The sequence below is a fragment of the Actinoalloteichus sp. AHMU CJ021 genome (assembly GCF_002895405.1).
Classification (GTDB): domain Bacteria; phylum Actinomycetota; class Actinomycetes; order Mycobacteriales; family Pseudonocardiaceae; genus Actinoalloteichus_B; species Actinoalloteichus_B caeruleus.
Map to the genome: position 1 here is coordinate 3,157,021 of NZ_CP025990.1, position 18,149 is coordinate 3,175,169.

Genomic DNA, 18,149 nt, shown 5'->3' on the forward strand with positions numbered 1-18,149 from the left:
CGGTCGCCCCGAACCCGGCCCGCCTGCCGGGACCCGGCTCCTCGTCGTGACACCATGGAGTCGTCATGAGCGCAGAACAGGACGCGCCACTGTCCCGGGCGGACGTGGTGGTGGACACGACGGCCATCCAGCACAACGTCGAGTTGCTGGTCGCCATCGCGGCCCGGTCGGGCGCCGGGACCATGGCCGTGGTCAAGGCCGACGGGTACGGGCACGGCGCGGTCGCGGCGGCGCGGGCGGCCCTGCGCGGTGGGGCTGGCTGGCTGGGTGTGCGGTCCCAGGACGAGGCCCTGCACCTGCGGGCGCATGGCCTGACGGCCCCGGTGCTGTGCTGGCTGCACCTGCCCGGGGAGACGTTCACCGAGGCCGTCCGGGCCGACATCGACCTGTCCGTGGCCACCCTCGACACCCTGCGGTCGGTGATCGCCGCCGCCGCGGAGGTGGGTGGCGCGGCCCGCATCCACCTCAAGATCGACACCGGGTTGTCCCGGGGTGGTGCCACCGAGGAGGACTGGCCGGCCCTCGTGGGCGCGGCGGCGGACGCCGAACGCGCGGGCCTGGTCCGGGTCGTGGCCGTCTGGTCGCACCTCGCCTGCGCGGACGAACCCCACCACCCCTCCATCGACCGCCAGGCGGAACGGTTCCAGGACGCGTACCGAACGGCCAGGGCCGCCGGGCTCGACCCCATCCGGCACCTGGCGAACTCCCCAGCGACGTTGACCCGGCCCGACCTGCACTTCGAGCTCGTGCGCCCCGGGATCGCGATCTACGGTCTCAACCCGGTGCCCGAGGCCGCGACACCTCCGCTGCGGCCGGCGATGACCTTCCGGTCGGTGGTGGCCCTGGTCAAACGGGTCCGGGCCGGGGAGTCGGTGTCCTACGGGCACACGTGGACCGCCGAGCGGGACACGACGCTGGCCCTCGTCCCGGTCGGGTACGCCGACGGCGTGCCCAGGGCGATCTCCGGGCGGATGTCGGTGTGGCTGGCCGGCAGACGTCGCCCCATCGCGGGTCGGGTCTGCATGGACCAGTTCGTGGTCGACTGCGGTGACGACGCGGTGTCCGAGGGAACCGAGGTGGTGCTCTTCGGGCCGGGGGACCACGGAGAACCCACCGCGAGTGAGTGGGCGGACGCCATCGGCACCATCAACTACGAGATCGTGACCGGGATGTACCGGCCGCGAGGCCACCGGTTCGAGGTCACCGGCGCCCCGCACCCGGTGCGGGCCGTCCGCGAGGAGCGTCGCCGGTGAGGCCCTGGCAGGTGGTCGGCATGGTCGGCGGCGTGATCGGTGCCGCCCTCGGCGGTGCGGTGGTGGGCGCCGCCGCCCAGAGCGCCAGGTTCGCCGCGTTGCGGGAACGCGGTGAGCTCGCCGAGCTCGGGGTGTCGCCGGCCGACCGCGAGTACACCGTCGCCGCCGACGACGGGCTGCCACTGGCGGTCGAGGAGATCGACCCGGTCGGTGGCGGGGCCGAGGTCACCGTGGTCCTCGTGCACGGGTACGTGGTCGACCGCCGGTGTTGGCACTTCCAGCGGCGGGACCTGCCGGAGTCGGAGTCACCGAGGGTGCGGCTGGTGCTCTACGACCAGCGCAGCCACGGCCGCTCCGGCCGGGGTCGCCGAGACTCCGCCACCATCGAGCAGCTGGGCAGGGACCTGGCCGCGGTGCTGCGGGTCGCGGCGCCCACCGGTCCGGTGGTCCTGGTGGGCCACTCGATGGGCGGCATGACGGTGATGGCCCTGGCCGAACAGCAACCGGAACTCTTCGGGGAACTGGTCAGGGGGGTGGCCCTGGTGGGCACCGCGGCCGGGGACGTGGGCAAGAGCGGCCTGCCGAGGACCTTGCTCTCCCGCCGCAACCCGGTGACCCGGGGCCTCGGGAGGTTCGCCGACTGGCAGCCCGAGCTGTTGGAGGCGGCCCGTCGGGCCGGCAACCACCTCACCTGGGGAGCGACCCGCGCGGTGGCCTTCGGCGACAAGTCGGTGGACCCCGCGCTGGTGAACCTGATGTACGACATGATCCAGGCGACGCCGATGCGGGTGTTCGCCGACTTCGTGGACACCTTCACCACCCACGACCGGGTGGCGGCCCTCGGCGGCCTGGCGCACTGCGAGACCCTCGTGCTGGCCGGGGACGCCGACCGGGTGACGCCCTTCTCCCACTCGGAGATCATCGCCGCGGAACTGCCGGACGCCGAGTTCGTCAGCGTCGCCGGTGCCGGCCACATGGTCATGTTGGAGCGCTCCGACCTGACCACCGAGGCGTTGCGCGGGTTGATCCGCCGGGTGGTGGAGAACCGGGAGTCGCACCGCGGCCGGCAGCGGAGCGGTCGGTGACCCGGGCGCGGTGGGGTCCCGGGACCCGGTGGCTGTTGGAACGGGGGACATCGCTGGCGCGGCGTTCACCACGGCGGCATGGTGGGTTCCACCGGATCGCCGACCACGACCGGCCGGCCCGGGCGTGGGCCCACCACCGGTACGGGACGGGCACACCTCTCGACCAGCACGAGGCACGGGAAGGCTGATGAGCGACACGACGGGGACACGGACCGGCCACTGGTCGGTCGACCTGCCCACGCCCGAGGACACCGAGCGGCTGGGGCGACGCGTCGGCGAGGTGGCGCTGGCCGGCGACCTGATCCTGCTCGACGGGCCGCTGGGCGCCGGCAAGACCGTGTTCGCCCGTGGCGTCGCGGCGGCCCTCGGGGTGACGGGCCGGGTCACCTCGCCGACGTTCGTCATCGCCAGGGTGCACCGCCCGACCCCCGAGGGACGCGGGGTGCAGCTGGTCCACGTCGACGCCTACCGGCTGGGAGGGCTCGCCGAGCTGGAGGACCTGGACCTCGTCAGCGACCTCTCCGACAGCCTCGTCGTCGTGGAGTGGGGCGCCGGGACGGCGGAGCAGCTCGCCGAGGAGCACCTGCTGGTGCGGCTGCGGCGGCGGGACGACGACGTCCGACTGGCCACGCTGGTCCCGCACGGGGAGAGCTGGCAGCGTCGGCTGGCCGACCTGAATCCGCCCGACGGCAGCGGCCAGCGGAGCTGACTCCCGGTACCCCGTGTCCCGGGGGCGCGGTCGGATGGGCGGCCGGGGTGGACGCGCCCCGGTTGACGCCGCGGCTCCGCCCTGCCGGCGGTTGTCGTCTCGGGCTGCCCTGGCGTCCTCGGGGTCGTCGTGAAGCCCGGGCCGTGGGGGCGCCCCGGGCCGTCGAGGTCCGGGTGGGGTGCGTGCGACACGCCGGGCCGGCGGGGGCTGGCCGGTGGCACGCGCCGAGGACGTCCAACTCGGGCGGCGGTGCCGGGGGCTCGGGGACGGCGTTCTGACCGCCGGAATCGACCTCCGCGTGCGCAGGGGCGGTGCGATGGGCGCATCTGCCTCCGGTGCGGGCTGACGACCGGTCGCAGGAGTCACCCAGGGGCGGGTGCGCCGCCGTCGAGCACCCACGCCCACGATCGACCGGAGCACTGGGCGCGGGTCCCGGGGGCGCGGGCGGCGGGACCGCCGAGCCGGTCGGCCGTCCGGCGTTCCGCTCGCGGGGCGGCCCGGACCTCGGCCTCACCCCCGCTCGGTGGCGGGCAGGGGGTCGGCGCCCTCGTCGGGCGCCCCGTCCAGCACGGCGAGGACGGTTTCGGAGATCTCGGCCACGGCGTCGAGCTGCGCGGGAGTCAGCAGGTCGACGAAGTGCCGTCGCACGTCGGCCACGTGCAGCGGCGCCGCCGACACGATGGCGTCCCTGCCGGCCTCGCTGAGAGCGACCACGGAGCCCCTGGGGTGTTCGGGGCAGGGCTCTCGCACGACCAGGCCCCGGTCCACCATCCGCCCGAGCTGGTGGTGCAACCGGCTCTTCTCCCACTGGGTGACCGTCGCGAGCTGGAAGGCCCGCAGCCGACCTCCCGGCGCCTCGGACAGGGCCACCAGCACGGCGTAGTCGGCCTCGGAGAGGCCGGAATGCCGCTGGAGGCGCTGGTTGAGCCGGCGGCGGAGGTGTCGCTGCATCGTGTAGAAGCCCCGCCAGGCCCGTTGCTCCCGCTCGTCCAACCACTCCTCGTTCGACATCACCGCATCCTAGGCAGCGGCGTCGAGGTCAGTTGACATGTCATCTCGGCGGCTCCTAGGTTCGGATCACGATCACCACCACGAGCCACCGCCGGCCGCGTGGGCGCGCGGCCGCGCACCAGGACGAGGAGAGGCGGACGCATGCGGGACCAGCGGGATGGCCGGCGCTCGAACCAGGTCAGCAGGAGGTCGCTGCTCGGAGGCGCGGCCGCCGCGGCGGGCGTGGCGGGCGTGGCGACGGGCGCGGCCGTGGTGGGCGGGGCCGCCACCGCGCACGCCGTCGAACCTCCGGCGGCCGAACGGTTCCGCCCGGGCCGCCCGATCGTCCTCCGCGGCGCCACCGTGGTCACGATGGACGACGAACTCGGTGTGCTGGCCGACGCGGACGTGCTGGTCGTGGGGACGAGGATCGAGGCGGTGGGCCACGCGCTGCCCACGCCACCGGGCACCGCCGTCGTCGAGACCGGCGGCGGGCTGCTCACCCCGGGGTTCGTCGACACCCACCGGCACGTGTGGCAGACGGCGTTGCGGGGGGTGGGGGTGGAGTGGACCCTCGCCGAGTACATGGAGCGGATGTTCGGCCGCTGGGGGCTCGCCTACCGGCCGGAGGACCTCGCGGCTGGCAACCGGATGGGCATGGTCGAGGCACTCGACGCGGGGGTGACGACCGTCCTGGACTGGTCCCACAACCTGCGGACCCCCGAGCACGCCGACGCCGCCGTGGACGGACTGCTCGCCGTGCCCGCCCGCGCCAGGTTCGGCATCGGCAACGCCTTCGCCGACTCGGCGGGCTGGATCCACGGCGGCGAGGTCGACCGCCTGCTGGACAGCAGGTTCCCCAGCAGGGACCAGTTGGTCACCCCGCAGATCGCCTACGACATCGTGCCCCCGGACGAGGAACTGCTCCCCGCCCTGCGCTTCGCCAGGGACCGGGGCCTCCAGTGGACCTCGCACGGCGGGATCGTCGGTTACGCGGCCGACGAGACCATCACCTTCCTCGCCGACAACGGCTTCCTCTCCCCGGACATCACCCTCGTGCACGGTGGCGCCTACGGCGAGGACGGGTACCGGCGGCTCGCCGACGCCGGAGCCTTCCTGAGCATCGCGGCCGAGAGCGAGCTGAACGCGGGGCAGGGCTACCCGCCGAGCCACCGCGCCCGGGAGTTCGGTGTCCGGATGTCCCTGTCGATGGACACGGTGGTCTGGTGGAGCGGGGACATGTTCTCCGCCATGCGCGCCACCCTCAACGCGGACCGCGGCCTGGCGCACCTCCGCGCCCACGAGCGCGGCGAGGTGCTCCAGTCGAACGCCCTGCGTTCCGCCGAGGTGCTGGAGTGGGCGACGATGGGGGGTGCCCGGGCGCTCGGGATGGAGGCCGAGATCGGCTCGATCACCCCGGGCAAGCTGGCCGACCTCGTGCTGCTGCGGACCGACACCACCGTCATGAGCCCGCTCAGCAACCCCGTCGGGCACCTCGTCTTCCAGGCCGGGCGTGCCGACGTGGACACCGTGGTGGTCAACGGCCGGGTGGTCAAGCACCGGGGCGAGCTGGTGGGCGTGGACGTCGCGGGCGCCCGGCGCGAGGTCGAGGCGTCCCTGGAGCACCTGCGCGCCGAGATCGGTGACCAGGAGTGGGAGGCGGCGAGCCACGGGTGACGGGACGGCCAGCCCGCTCCCGGCCCGCCCGCCTGTGATCGTGTGCGCCGTGCTCGACCGGGCTGGGGTGGCGGGAACCCGCCGTCGAGCGAGGAGGGACACCGCCCGGCCGGGGGCGGTGGTGACCTCGGCGGAGGGAGCGGGCCGGAGTCGACCGGGCGCCGGCGAGGCGGCCGTCGTCGAGACGCGGGGGTGCGGCCCTGTCCTCGGCCGGGTCGCGGACCGCCCGCCGGTCACCCGCGCCACGCGGCGCACGGACGCGAGCCGGGCGACGAGCCGGCGTGGGCCGAAGCCCCCGCACGTCCCGGCGACCGCCCCCGCGACCAGCCGCCGCCGGGCCGGAGGTCGTACCAGGGGGTGAGGGGCGACTCGGACCCCGAGGTGATGCGCCCCGGGCGGCGCCCGGCATAGCGTGGCCGGGTGCCACCCCCGCCCGCCCCGGACCGCCAGCCGCCGCACCTCCGCTTCCCCGTGCACCGGAACAGCCCGGTCGCCCTGCTGCACGGCTGGCGGCTGGCGACGGTCGGGCTCGCCCTGCTGGTCCTCCTCCTGATCACCCTGCCCAGCGGGGCCATCCAGCTCGCCGAGAACTACGCCGTCGGCGGCGGTCTCGCCGTCGCCCTCCAGACCTTCCAGACCCTGCCCCTGGTGCTGAGCCTGGTCCAGCCGGTCGCGGCCTGGGCGATCTCCCTGGCGGCCGGAACGGCGATCGCCCTGGTCTCCACACCGGGCGGCGAACCGTGGCCGTGGCCGGCGGCCGGTCTGATAGCCCACCTCGGGGTCCTGCTGGTGCTCGTGGGCTGTTGCCGGTGGTGGACGCTGCTCCTCGCCGCGCTGGCGGAGCCGCTCGCCGTCGCGGCGATCTCGTGGCTCGTTCCCGACGAACGCCAACCCGATGCGCTCGTTCCGCTGGTGGTCATCTTCGTGGTGCTGTTGGTGGTCGGCGTCGTCTGGTCGTTGCGCCGTGACCTCCGCCGACGACTGCGGGAGCACCAGCGGCTGGCCGAGGAGGAACGGGCCCGCCGCACCGTGCTGGAGGAGCGAGCGCGGATCGCCAGGGAGATGCACGACGTGGTGGCGCACCACATGTCGGTGGTGACGGTGCAGGCGGAAACCGCTCCCTACCGGATCGCGGACCTCCCCGACGCGGCCACCGAGGAGTTCGCCTCCATCGCCGCCTCGGCACGCCGGTCGCTCGCCGAGATGCGCCAGCTCCTCGGAGTGCTCCGTTCCGACTCGGGGTCGTCCGCACGCGCCCCGCAACCCGCGCTGGACTCCCTCCCCGAACTGGCGGACCTCACCAGGGGCAGCGGTGTCCCGGTCACCCTGCGGCCGCTTCCCGACGAGGTGGTCCGAGAGCTGCCCGGGACGGTGCAGTTGGCCTGCTACCGGATCGTGCAGGAGGCGCTGAGCAACGTGGTGCGGCACGCGCCAGGAGCGGCGACGACGGTGGACCTGGCGTACGCGTCCGGTCGGGTGGCCGTGGAGGTGACGAACGAGGCACCGCGCACTTCGGGGCGCCCGCCCCTGGAGCGGGTCGGTACCGGGCACGGTATGACGGGCATGCGGCAACGGGTGGACGCGCTGGGAGGCGACCTGGAGGCCGGACCGCTGCCCGGCGGCGGGTTCCGGGTGGTGGCCCGCCTGCCCGTGGGAGGAAGCGTCCCGGACGGAGGAGACGAACGCGGATGACCACGCGACTCGTGATCGTCGACGACCAGGCCATGGTGCGGGCCGGTTTCGCCGCGTTGCTGGCGGCCCAACCCGACGTCGAGGTGGTGGGGGAGGCCTCCGACGGCGCGGAGGCGGTGGCACTCGTCGGCAGGCTTCGCCCGGACCTGGTGCTGATGGACGTCCGGATGCCCGTGATGGACGGCCTGGCGGCCGCTCGCACCATGCTGGACCCGGTTCGGGTCGCCCGGGCCGGGCACCAGCCCCGGGTGCTGATGCTGACCACCTTCGACGTCGACGACTACGTGTACGACGCCCTCCGGGCTGGAGCCAGCGGTTTCATCCTCAAGGACGCTCCGGCCAGTGACCTGATCGCCGCCGTCCGGGTCGTCGCCGGGGGAGACGCGTTGTTGGCCCCCACGGTCACCCGCCGACTGATCGCCGAGTTCGCCCGCCGGCGTCCCGTCGTCTCCCGGGCGTCGAGCAGGCTCGCCGCGCTGACCGAACGGGAGACGGAGGTGCTGCGACTGGTCGCGCGGGGGCTGTCCAACCAGGAGATCGCGGCGCACCTGGTCGTGGCGGAGCAGACCGTGAAGAGCCACTTCGGCCGTGTCCTCGCCAAACTCGACCTGCGGGACCGGGCGCAGGCCGTGGTCTTCGCCTACGAGAGCGGCCTGGTGACGGCCGGAGGGCACGACTAGCCCAGGGTCGACGGTCCCGGCCCGCCGCACGGGCCAGCGGTCCCCCGTGCGCGGTGCGCCTCGACTCCCGGTCGTTCCTCGGTGTGGCGGACGTGCTCCGCCGGCCCGGTCGGGTACCAGCAGTCGGCACGTGGGCACGCCCGCGGCCCCGGCCCGAGGGCACTCCCGTCGCGGACGGGACCCACCCGACCTCGTCCCCAGGGGGCACTCGAGGACGCGATCCCCCTCCCCGGTGTGACGCGGAGGTGGCGACTCCGGAGTGACGACCGCGAACCCACCTCGTTCGCACACTCCCCCTGTCAGATCGAGAACGGCTTCGGCGGCGGGAGAACTGGTGATGGGGCGGCTGCGTTCGTTGTTCGGCACGATGGTGGTGGCCGCCGCCGCGGTGGGGTCGAGCTCCGCGCTCGACGCCACCCCTACCGGGGACCTGGTGGCTCCCCCGCCGGGGACCGTGGAGTGGGCGGCCGAGCGCACCGAGGCCGGCGACAGGACACCAGCGCCGGGTGCGGGCACCCCCTCCGAGGTGTCGGAGTTCTTCGCGCGCCTCGACGGCGACGAGACCGATCGGTTGGCGCGTGAGCACCCCGGTGTGGTCGGCAACCTCGACGGCGTGCCCGTCGACGTGCGCCTGGACGCCAACGAACGGGCGCTGCGGCAGGCCCTCTCCGAGGTCGAGGCCCGGGCCTCCGACGGCGAGCTGATCGGGGAGCGGCGACGCGAGGCGGCCGACCGCGCCGAGGTCTACCGCGACCTGCTGGCCGGCGACCGGCGGTTCCTCGTCTTCGACCCCCGAGGGCGGGGCCTGGTCGCCGAGGTGTTCGGTGATGTGGAGGACGCGGACTCGGTCACGGTGCTCGTTCCCGGCAACGACAGCGACCTCGACGGCTTCGACCAGCCGACGGCCCCGACGCGGTCCGCCGCCCGCGCGGGCGAGGCGCTGTTCACCGAGCAGCGCGCCCGGCACCCGGAGGTCAGGACGGCCGTCATCGCGTGGAGCGGCTACGTCAGCCCGCGCGGACTGGGGCTCGACGCGGCCACCGCCACGCTCGCCGAGGCGGGCGCGGTCCGCCTGGAGCGGTTGCTCGCCGGCCTCGCCACCCTGGGGCGTGACGCGGGCACCCCGCCGACCGCGCACCTCGTCTGCCACAGCTACGGAAGCGTGGTGTGCTCGCTGGCCGCGCGGCGCGGCGACCTCGACGTCGGCTCGTTGGTGGCGGTCGGGTCGCCCGGTCTCCGCGCCGAGACCGCCGCCGAGCTGTCCGGGGCGAACCAGGTCTGGGCCACGCGCGCGGACGACGACTGGATCGGCTGGGTGGCGGGCCTCTCCCTCGGAGGGCTCGGTCACGGCACCGACCCCACCGAGCCGTCCTTCGGTGCCCGCCTCATCCCGACGGGGACCGCCAGCGGCCACGACGGCTACTTCGTCCCCGGCACCGAATCCCTGGGGCGGCTCGCGGAGATCACCGTGGCGCACGGCGTCGGGGTGCCAGGGCGGACCACGCCCGACGCGCCCTGACCCCGGGGGCGTCACGACGGGGCCGAAACGACAGGGCCGACCCTGGCGTCCCGCTCCGCCGGGTCCGTGCGAAGCCGGGTTCGAGGGAGTTCGCGCCGGTAGGGCCGAGGGGTGCTGGCTCGGCCGGAGATCACCGGCCGCAGCCCGCTGAGCCCGGTGTGGGAGCCGGGGTCCGCCCAGGGGGAGCGGGACCGCCAGGGTGGACGACACGGAGCCGTGCTGCTCCCGCCGCCGGTGGCCCGCTGACCGAGGAGGGTCGTCCGGCGCGGTCGGGGAAACTCGATCCTGAGCACTTCACTCGAACGAGTGGGACGGACCGGTGGACGGTCCGTCGAGTCGGCGCCCCCCGCCACTGGCCTCGGAACAGGCCGATCCCGCGGGGTGGCGAGACGCCGCTCGACCGGAGCCCCAGCACCAGCTCGGTTCAGCGGCGGGCACCCCGGCCGAGGAACCAGCCGAGCAGCCCACCGACGAGGCCCACGCCTACGCACAGTGCCAGCTCGGTCGGTGGGAGTGACGCCGTCGATGAGCCAGCCGCGTCGAGGTTGGCTCGCAGCACTACCGGGTAGACCATCCCGAACAACCCGCCGAGCGCCCAGGAAAGGGCGATGGTGAAGCGAGGGCTGTTCGCTTGCCTGGTTCCGAGCCCCGACTTCTTCCTGCGGCCGAAGGGCTTCGCGACCACGCTGCCGAAGCTGATCGCCATCAGCAGCCCCATTCCGACCATCATCAGCAACATGGAGGGACGGCTCATCGAGTTGGTGACGCCATCCGTTCCGAACCGGGTGGCCAGTTCCTCGGGCAGCTCGTTCCAGGAACTCAGCAGTAAAGCGATTCCCGGGACCGCGCCCAGCACGGGCGGTAACGCAGCGAGCATGGTCCGGCCGGTCGTGCCGCCACCTGTCATGTGGCCTCCCCAGTCGTGGTTGGTTATCTGTTCTATGCCCACTCAAGCAGATTTCATGGGTGTGGGAAACACCTCGGGGTACGCGGAAACCGTGCGCTACCGCTCGGTGCCGGGTACCAGAACCCGCCGGCACCGCTGCTCCTCACCGCCGCCCAGGTTCGGTGGGCGGGGCGGGGCGGCCGCGCCCGTTCGGCGGCTCGTAGGCTCGGGGACGTGCTGCTACTGGCCATCGACACCGCCACTCCGGCCATCGTCTCCGGCGTCGTCGAACTCGAGGACGCCGGGCCGCCCCGCGTGCTCGCCGACGAGCCGGTCTTCGCCGCCCGGTCCCACGCCGAGTTGCTGACCCCGAGACTCCGCGCGGCCGCCACGGCGGCGGGCGTGGAGTTCGGGGAGGTGGACGCCCTCGTCTGCGGCGTCGGCCCGGGGCCCTTCACCGGGCTGAGGGTCGGCATGGTCACCGCGGCGGCCCTGGGACACGCGCTCGGCAGGCCGGTCCACCCGGTGGGCACGTTGGACGGCGTCGCGGCCGGCGTGGTGAGCCCTGGTCCGTTCCTGGTGGTCTCCGATGCCCGACGGCGGGAGGTGTACTGGAGCGCGCACACCTCGGACGGCGCCCGCGTCGAGGGGCCCGGTGTCGCCCGGCCCGACGAGCTGCGAGAACAGCTCGCGGCCATGCCCTCGGCGACCCGTCCGACGCACCTCGTCGGGAACCTCAGACCTCCGGGGGACGCCCGGGGCGAGGGCATGGCGGAACTCGCGGACCAGCTCGGCCTCCCCCTGCTCGGCACGGCGTTCCCCACGCCCGACGGTCTGGTCGCCGCCGCCTCGGCGGAGTTGCGCGCCGGGCGGCCGCCCGCCCCGCTCGTCCCTCGCTACCTCCGGCAACCGGACGCGGCCGAACCACGGTCCCCGAAGCGGGTGAGCACGCCATGACGGTGGCGATCAGGCGGCTTCGCCGGATCGACGCCGGCCGGTGCGCCGAGCTCGAGCGGGAGTTGTTCCCGGGGGACGACCCCTGGAGCGAGCGGGCGTTCCTGGCCGAGATGGCCGCCGGCCACCGGTACGTCGGCGCGTACGCTGCGCCGCAGGAACCGGCCGACGCGGGGAAGGCGGGTCGGACCGCCGGTCCCTGGCGGCCGGTGGACACCGAGGGGCCGCTGGTCGGTTACGGCGGGCTCGCGGTGCTGGGGCGCTCCCCCGACCTCGAGGCGGAGGTGCACACCATCGCCGTCGACCCCGCCTGGCAGGGGAGGGGTGTGGGAACCGCGCTGCTGCGGTCCCTGCTGGCCCACGCCGACAGCCTGCGCGCGCCCACCTTCCTGGAGGTGCGCACCGACAACGACTCGGCGATCCGGCTGTACGAACGGCACGGCTTCGTGCGGGTCGGTCTGCGCCGGCGCTACTACCAGCCGTCGGGAGCGGACGCCTACACGATGCGGCGGGGACCCGCCGAGGTGGCGGCGCCGACCGGCGGACCAGAGCGAGACGAAGGGGAACCACGGTGACCGGAGCCAGTGCGGAGGCCTCCGCCCTCGTGCTCGGGATCGAGACCTCCTGCGACGAGACCGGAGCCGGCCTCGTCGAGGTGTTCGGCGACGGGCGGGTCCGGTTGGTGGCCGACGTGGTCGCGTCCAGCGTCGAACAGCACGCGAGGTTCGGCGGTGTGGTGCCGGAGATCGCGAGCAGGGCCCACCTGGAGGCGCTGACCCCCACGGTGCGGCGCGCGCTGGACGACGCGGGCTGCCGGCTCCGCGACGTGGACGCGATCGCCGTCACCGCGGGTCCGGGGCTCGCCGGGGCGTTGATGGTCGGGGTGGCGGCGGCCAAGGCCTACGCGGCCGCGGCGGACAAGCCGCTCTACGGGGTGAACCACCTGGCCGGTCACGTGGCGGTGGACGCCCTGGAGCACGGCCCGCTGCCCAAGCCGTGCCTGGCGCTGCTGGTCTCCGGTGGGCACACCCAGCTCCTGCTCGTGGAGGACGTGGCGAGTTCGGTCCGTGAGATCGGTTCCACCATCGACGACGCCGCCGGCGAGGCGTACGACAAGGTCGCCAGGTTGCTCGACCTCCCCTACCCGGGCGGCCCACCCATCGACCGGTTGGCCAGGGCGGCCGGTGCGGCCGCGCGGGACTCGATCGCCTTCCCCCGCGGGTTGACCGGGCCGAGGGACAGCCGGCACGACTTCTCCTTCTCCGGGCTCAAGACCGCGGTGGCCCGGTGGGTGGAGGGGCGGCGGGCCGCCGGCGAGCCGGTCGACGTGGCGTCGGTCGCCGCGTCCTTCCAGGAGGCCGTCGCCGACGTGCTCACGGCCAAGGCCGTTCGCGCCGCGGCGGAGCTGGGCGTGGACACCTTGGTGGTCTCGGGTGGGGTCGCCGCCAACTCCCGGCTCGGCGAGTTGGCCGCCGAGCGGTGCGCGCGCGCCGGCATCCGGCTCCGGGTGCCCCCACCTCGGCTGTGCACGGACAACGGGGCGATGATCGCGGCGCTCGGAGCGCACCTGGTCGCCGCCGGGGCGCCGCCGTCAGCCCCGGGTTTCGGGGCGGATCCGGCGCTGCCGGTGGGGACGGTCGTGGTGGAATGACGGTCGTCGCCGCGACGGGGGCCGTACCGCCCGGTCGGCCACCAGCTGACGGTTTCGCTCCTGGCGGACGGGTTTTCCGGGCCCTCGGGGCACCCCGAACTTGAGAATTAGCACTCTCAACGCTAGAGTGCCAAGAGTAAACGGCACCCGCCTCACCCGGCACCCGCGACGACGGGACGGCAGGAGCCGTCGGAATCTGCCAACGCTTCGAAGGCCCCAGAAGGTGGAGGTCACACCGTGGCGAGCGTGAACGTCAAGCCGCTCGAGGACAAGATCCTCGTCCAGGCAAGCGAAGCCGAGACGACGACGGCGTCCGGCATCGTTATCCCGGACACCGCCAAGGAGAAGCCCCAGGAGGGCAAGGTTCTGGCCGTCGGCCCGGGCCGGGTGGACGACAAGGGCAACCGCATCCCCGTGGATGTGGCTGTCGGCGACGTCGTCATCTACTCCAAGTACGGCGGTACCGAGGTCAAGTACAACGGCGAGGAGTACCTGATCCTCTCCGCGCGCGATGTGCTGGCCGTGGTGAACTGACAAACCGGTTCACCGGCGATACCTCACCGCCCCGGCGGCCCAGGACCACTGGGGGCGCCGGGGCGGTTTCGCGTCTTCCGGGGGTTCCCGCCGGATCCCCGCTCCCGTCAAGAACCTTGGAGAAGAGGCCACGATGGCCAAAGAGATCAAGTTCGACCAGCACGCCAGGGGCGCGCTGGAGCGCGGCGTCAACCAGCTCGCCGACGCCGTCAAGGTGACCCTCGGCCCGCGCGGCCGGCACGTGGTCCTCGACAAGAAGTTCGGGTCCCCGGTCGTCACCAACGACGGTGTGACGATCGCCAGGGAGATCGAGCTGGAGGATCCCTACGAGAACCTCGGCGCCCAGCTGGCCAAGAACGTCGCCACCAAGACCAACGACGTCGCGGGTGACGGAACCACCACCGCGACCGTGCTGGCCCAGGCCCTGGTCAAGGAGGGGCTGCGCAACCTCGCCGCCGGTGCCAACCCGTCAGCCCTCGGGCGGGGCATCCAGGCCGCGGCCGACGCCGTGGTCGAGGTCCTCAGGACCAAGGCCACCCCGGTCAAGGGCCGCGACAACATCGCCCAGGTGGGCACCGTGTCCTCCCGCGACGAGACGATCGGCGCGCTGTGCGGCGAGGCCATCGAGCGGGTCGGCGAGGACGGCGTGATCACGGTCGAGGAGGCCTCCACGCTCTCCACGTGGCTGGAGGTCACCGAGGGCGTCCAGTTCGACAAGGGCTTCGTCTCGCCGCACTTCGTCACCGACGCGGAGCGGCAGGAGGCCGTGCTGGAGGACGCGCTCGTCCTGCTGCACCGGGACAAGATCTCCGCGCTCAACGACTTCCTGCCCTTGCTGGAGAAGGTCGTCCAGGCGGGCAAGCCGCTGCTGGTCATCGCCGAGGACGTCGAGGGTGAGGCGCTCTCCACGCTGACCGTCAACGCCATCCGCAAGACCGTCAAGGTCGTCGCGGTGAAGGCGCCGTACTTCGGGGACCGGCGCAAGGCGTTCCTCGACGACCTCGCCGTCGTCACCGGCGCGAAGGTCATCGCGCCCGAGCTCGGCCTGAAGCTGTCCGAGTCCGGGCTGGACGTCCTGGGCAAGGTCCGCCGGGTCACGGTGACCAAGGACGACACCACGATTGTCGACGGCGGTGGCGGCAAGGCCGACATCGACGCCCGCGCGGAGCAGATCCGGCGGGAGATCGACGCCACCGACTCCGACTGGGACCGGGAGAAGCTGCAGGAGCGGCTGGCCAAGCTGTCCGGCGGTGTCGCGGTCATCAAGGTCGGGGCGGCCACCGAGACCGAGATGAAGGAGCGCAAGCACCGCATCGAGGACGCGGTCGCCTCCACCAGGGCGGCCGTCGAGGAGGGCGTCATCCCCGGTGGCGGCGCCAGCCTGGTGCACGCCGGCAACCAGCTGGAGGGTGACCTCGGCCTGACCGGTGACGAGGCGACCGGCGTCCGCGCGGTTCGTCGCGCGCTGTCGGCGCCGCTGCACTGGATCGTGGCCAACGCCGGTCTCGAGGGGCCGGTCGTCGTGGCCAAGGTGTCCGAGCTGGAGTGGGGCAACGGGTTCGACGCTGGCACGCTGGAGTACCGCGACCTGCTGGACGCCGGTGTCGTGGACCCGGTCAAGGTGACCCGGTCCGCCGTGTCCAACGCCGCCTCCATCGCCAGGATGGTGCTCACCACCGAGAGCGCCGTCGTGGAGAAGAAGGAGGAGGAGCCCGCGGGCGCCGCGGGCCACGGTCACGGCCACTGACCTCCGGCCGAACCACCCTTTCGGGTGAACGTGAAGGGGCGGCGCCCAACTCGGGCGCCGCCCCTTCCACCGTGAGCGTCCGATGCCTCCCCGTCAGCCGCCCACGGCGGCGAGCTGCCGCTTGCTCGCCTTGATGATGGCGATCCGTTCCGCCTCCGAGAGCCCTCCCCAGATCCCGTACGGCTCCTGGACCGCCAACGCGTGCGCCCGGCACTGTTGCATCACCGGGCAGCTCTGGCACACCTCCTTCGCGCGCGCTTCCCGCCTGGCCCGTGCCGGCCCCCGCTCCCCGTCGGGGTGGAAGAAGAACGCGCTGTCCATCCCGCGGCAGGACCCCTTGAGCTGCCAGTCCCACAGATCCGCGTTCGGCCCCGGAAGTCGCCGAGTATCGGCCATAGTGACCTCGCCTCCCCGCTGTTGGTGGCCGCCGCCCGCGACGGCGGTCCCACACCCCCGTGTGTAGGGACCTACGCTAAAACCGCTTCAATGGTTGTTCAAGACATTCGCTCCATAAGTTGTTCACACTTATGGGCGCTATCCTTGTTCCGACACCCAGACGACCGGCCGCGCGGGCGGTCGAAATCGAGATCACGTGAACGGACGTTGGCCCGGTGACGACGCAGCCAGCCCCTGGTGACGGTGACGACTGCGATCACGGCCAGGTCGACCCGGTCGGTGAGGTCGACACCCTGGCCGACAGCAGGAGCCCGGAACCGTTGTTGACGGTCGCCGCCGTCGCCCGCCGGCTCGGCGTGGCACCGGCGACCCTGCGGACCTGGGACCGCCGCTACGGGCTGGGCCCGAGCGGTCACACCGCCGGCCGTCACCGCCGCTACGGCCCGCTCGACCTGGCCCGGCTCGAACTGATGCAGCACGCCCTGCTGCGTGGGGCCTCCCCCCGGGAGGCGGCCCGGTACGCACTGGCCTCGGCGCTGCCGATCCAGGCCGCGGCGGACGCCGGTCGCGACGCGCGGGAGGATCCCGCCGGGTCTGGCGGAGGCTCCCGGGCCGCCACCGTGAGCCGGCGGTCCGCGCCGGCCCCGCCCACCGACCACCGCGCGGGACCCGGCGCGATGCTGGTGTCCGGGCAGGTCGTGGTGCCGGAGTTCGCCGAAAGGGTCAGGGTCGGCGGCAAGGGCCTCCGGCTCCCGGGTGCCTCGCGGCGGGCACGAGGGCTGGGACGGGCGGTCCTGGCGATGGACCTGTGGTCGGTCAACCGCCTCCTGCTGGAGGGGATCGAGTCGGACGGTGTGCTCACGACGTGGCGTGAGGTCGCGGCGCCGGTCCTCGCGGCGCTCCAGGAGCGTCGGGAGCACACCGGGGAGGGGATCGAGGCGTCGCGGTTGCTCTCCACCTGTGTCATCAGCACCGTGAGCACGGTCATCGCCCGGGCGCAGCCCCCCCGGAACCCCAGGGCGGTGCTGCTGGCGGGAGCGCCGGGTGAGCCGGACGCCCTGCCCCTCTTCCTCATCACGGCCGAACTCTCCTCCCGACGGATCGGGACCCAGCTCCTCGGCGCGGACCTGCCGCTGGACGGGCTGGTCGCGGCGGTGCGCCGCACCGCGCCAGCCGTGGCGGTGGTCTGGGCGACCATGCCCCGTTGCGGGGATCCCGAGCTCTTCACGGCGGTGCCGAGGACCCGGCAGCCGGTGCGGCTGTTCGCGGGTGGCGCGGGGTGGGAGGAGTCCTCACTGCCGCCCCGGGTCCGGTTGGTGAGCGGCGTCCAGGAGACGGTGGACGCCGTCGAGCGGGTGGTGGGCGGCTCCTGAGGGCAGCGCGCGGTTGGGGGAGGAGCGGTGCGCGGCGCCGGCTCCTCCGCCGCGTCGAGGCACTCGGACGGGCTCGGGGCCTTCACTCGAAAAACCCGGTTACGACATCGTCGCCACCCGACTGGGAGATCCGTGGCGGCCTTTGTTCACGCAAAGACGCTTGCTTTACGCCCTCTGCGTCGTCAGTGTGACTAGGTAGCCTGACGTTCGTCCAATCCGGTGAACGGATGGGCAGACTGTTAGGAGCAATTTCTTGACGGATTAAGTACCGGATCGGGTCAAGGTTTGGCGCTCGGCGTCCGATAGGGGATGTGGAACGTCACTCGGCTGCAGGAAGGAGTTCCCGTGACGACGGTCTTGATCTGCGATGACCGGCGCAGCGTCCGGGAAGGGCTCACTCGCGTGATGTCGGCTGTCCCCGGTGTGAGCCGGATCGACTGCGTTGCTCACGGGGACGAGCTGCTCGCTCGGTTCTCGCGGCAGGCTGTCGACGTGGTACTGGTCGGCACCCAGCGCGCGGTCCCGACAGGGGTGGAGGCGACCAGGAGGTTGATGGCCGCCCATCCCCAGGCGAACGTCATCGTCTTCGGTGCCCCGGACGACGCCGGCAGCATCGCGGCCGCCATCGCTGGCGGGGCCCGCGGTTACCTCCGGTGGGACGCCTCCCGACCCGAACTGGTCGCCGCGCTGGCCCACACCCTCGCCAGCACCGCCGTTCCCGCTCCTCGTCAGCCCTCCGACCCCGGAGTGCAGCTGACCGAGCGGGAGCTCCAGGTGCTCAGGGGGATGAGCCAGGGCAAGAGCAACGGGCAGATCGGACGCGAGCTGTACCTCTCGGAGGACACCGTGAAGACGCACGCCCGGCGGTTGTTCCGCAAGCTGGGTGTGCGGGACAGGGCACAGGCGGTCGCGCACGGATTCCGGCGCGGCCTGGTGTCCTGACCGGTGGCACCCCACCGGAAAGCGGACGGCGGCGCGCCGGGCAGCGACATGCCCGGCGCCA

At 73.4% G+C, this 18,149-nt stretch carries 17 protein-coding genes; 14 read left to right on the forward strand and 3 right to left on the reverse strand.

Translation table 11 applies throughout. From position 1 onward, the window contains the following. The first annotated feature begins 65 nt into the window (after positions 1 to 65). The 3 genes from alr (at position 66) to tsaE (ending at position 3,047) form a co-directional block, all read left to right on the forward strand. Positions 66 to 1,253 carry an alanine racemase gene (alr, locus tag C1701_RS13575; protein ID WP_103055984.1) on the forward strand — a complete coding sequence of 396 codons (1,188 nt, stop codon included), beginning with the start codon at positions 66 to 68 and terminating at the stop codon, positions 1,251 to 1,253. Further along, complete coding sequence (locus tag C1701_RS13580) at positions 1,250 to 2,338, forward strand: alpha/beta fold hydrolase (RefSeq protein WP_103055985.1); 1,089 nt, start codon at positions 1,250 to 1,252, stop codon at positions 2,336 to 2,338. Before alr ends, C1701_RS13580 begins: the two co-directional genes overlap by 4 nt. Positions 2,339 to 2,525: 187 nt before the next feature. Next, a complete protein-coding gene (gene tsaE / locus C1701_RS13590) occupies positions 2,526 to 3,047 on the forward strand; it encodes a tRNA (adenosine(37)-N6)-threonylcarbamoyltransferase complex ATPase subunit type 1 TsaE (RefSeq protein WP_051314125.1) in 522 nt (173 codons plus the stop codon). A 510-nt stretch (positions 3,048 to 3,557) separates the two neighbouring features. On the opposite strand, the gene C1701_RS13595 is transcribed toward tsaE, so the two are convergent. Beyond that, the gene (locus tag C1701_RS13595) at positions 3,558 to 4,058 is read right to left on the reverse strand and encodes a MarR family winged helix-turn-helix transcriptional regulator (RefSeq protein ID WP_035292498.1); all 501 of its coding nucleotides are present in this window, start codon (positions 4,056 to 4,058) and stop codon (positions 3,558 to 3,560) included. Between the two features lie 141 nt (positions 4,059 to 4,199). Between C1701_RS13595 and C1701_RS13600 the strand changes: the two genes are divergently transcribed. The 4 genes from C1701_RS13600 (at position 4,200) to C1701_RS13615 (ending at position 9,605) form a co-directional block, all read left to right on the forward strand. Continuing rightward, the gene (locus C1701_RS13600) at positions 4,200 to 5,714 is read left to right on the forward strand and encodes an amidohydrolase family protein (protein ID WP_103055987.1); all 1,515 of its coding nucleotides are present in this window, start codon (positions 4,200 to 4,202) and stop codon (positions 5,712 to 5,714) included. A gap of 420 nt (positions 5,715 to 6,134) precedes the next feature. After that, on the forward strand, positions 6,135 to 7,406 hold the full coding sequence (locus C1701_RS13605; RefSeq protein WP_337662262.1) for a sensor histidine kinase: 1,272 nt from the start codon (positions 6,135 to 6,137) through the stop codon (positions 7,404 to 7,406). Continuing rightward, entirely contained in the window at positions 7,403 to 8,086 is a 684-nt protein-coding gene (locus C1701_RS13610) for a response regulator (RefSeq protein ID WP_026419478.1), read from the forward strand. The genes C1701_RS13605 and C1701_RS13610 overlap by 4 nt, the downstream gene beginning before the upstream one ends. Positions 8,087 to 8,423: 337 nt before the next feature. After that, complete coding sequence (locus C1701_RS13615) at positions 8,424 to 9,605, forward strand: alpha/beta hydrolase (RefSeq protein WP_103055989.1); 1,182 nt, start codon at positions 8,424 to 8,426, stop codon at positions 9,603 to 9,605. 424 nt (positions 9,606 to 10,029) lie between these two features. On the opposite strand, the gene C1701_RS13620 is transcribed toward C1701_RS13615, so the two are convergent. Further along, entirely contained in the window at positions 10,030 to 10,512 is a 483-nt protein-coding gene (locus tag C1701_RS13620; RefSeq protein ID WP_103055990.1) for a hypothetical protein, read from the reverse strand. A 213-nt stretch (positions 10,513 to 10,725) separates the two neighbouring features. Here C1701_RS13620 and tsaB point away from each other — a divergent pair, with 213 nt between their 5' ends. The 5 genes from tsaB to groL all read left to right on the forward strand — a co-directional run bounded on the left by tsaB (position 10,726) and on the right by groL (position 15,377). After that, entirely contained in the window at positions 10,726 to 11,448 is a 723-nt protein-coding gene (gene tsaB / locus C1701_RS13625) for a tRNA (adenosine(37)-N6)-threonylcarbamoyltransferase complex dimerization subunit type 1 TsaB (protein ID WP_103055991.1), read from the forward strand. After that, positions 11,445 to 12,020: a ribosomal protein S18-alanine N-acetyltransferase gene (rimI, locus tag C1701_RS13630; protein ID WP_026419476.1), complete on the forward strand. Its 576-nt coding sequence runs from the start codon at positions 11,445 to 11,447 to the stop codon at positions 12,018 to 12,020. Before tsaB ends, rimI begins: the two co-directional genes overlap by 4 nt. Continuing rightward, the gene (tsaD, locus tag C1701_RS13635) at positions 12,017 to 13,096 is read left to right on the forward strand and encodes a tRNA (adenosine(37)-N6)-threonylcarbamoyltransferase complex transferase subunit TsaD (protein WP_103055992.1); all 1,080 of its coding nucleotides are present in this window, start codon (positions 12,017 to 12,019) and stop codon (positions 13,094 to 13,096) included. The genes rimI and tsaD overlap by 4 nt, the downstream gene beginning before the upstream one ends. A gap of 237 nt (positions 13,097 to 13,333) precedes the next feature. Then, a complete protein-coding gene (gene groES, locus C1701_RS13640) occupies positions 13,334 to 13,630 on the forward strand; it encodes a co-chaperone GroES (protein ID WP_016700712.1) in 297 nt (98 codons plus the stop codon). A gap of 133 nt (positions 13,631 to 13,763) precedes the next feature. Further along, positions 13,764 to 15,377, forward strand: a complete 1,614-nt coding sequence (gene groL / locus C1701_RS13645) for a chaperonin GroEL (protein ID WP_026419474.1) — start codon at positions 13,764 to 13,766, stop codon at positions 15,375 to 15,377. Between the two features lie 93 nt (positions 15,378 to 15,470). Here the strand turns inward: groL and C1701_RS13650 are convergent, their stop codons facing one another. Then, entirely contained in the window at positions 15,471 to 15,773 is a 303-nt protein-coding gene (locus tag C1701_RS13650; RefSeq protein ID WP_026065652.1) for a WhiB family transcriptional regulator, read from the reverse strand. Positions 15,774 to 16,096: 323 nt separating this feature from the next. On the opposite strand from C1701_RS13650, the gene C1701_RS13655 reads away from it, so the two are divergent. Further along, entirely contained in the window at positions 16,097 to 17,146 is a 1,050-nt protein-coding gene (locus tag C1701_RS13655; RefSeq protein WP_026419473.1) for a MerR family transcriptional regulator, read from the forward strand. 345 nt (positions 17,147 to 17,491) lie between these two features. Then, a complete protein-coding gene (locus tag C1701_RS13660) occupies positions 17,492 to 18,088 on the forward strand; it encodes a response regulator transcription factor (RefSeq protein WP_026419472.1) in 597 nt (198 codons plus the stop codon). Positions 18,089 to 18,149 lie beyond the last annotated feature (61 nt).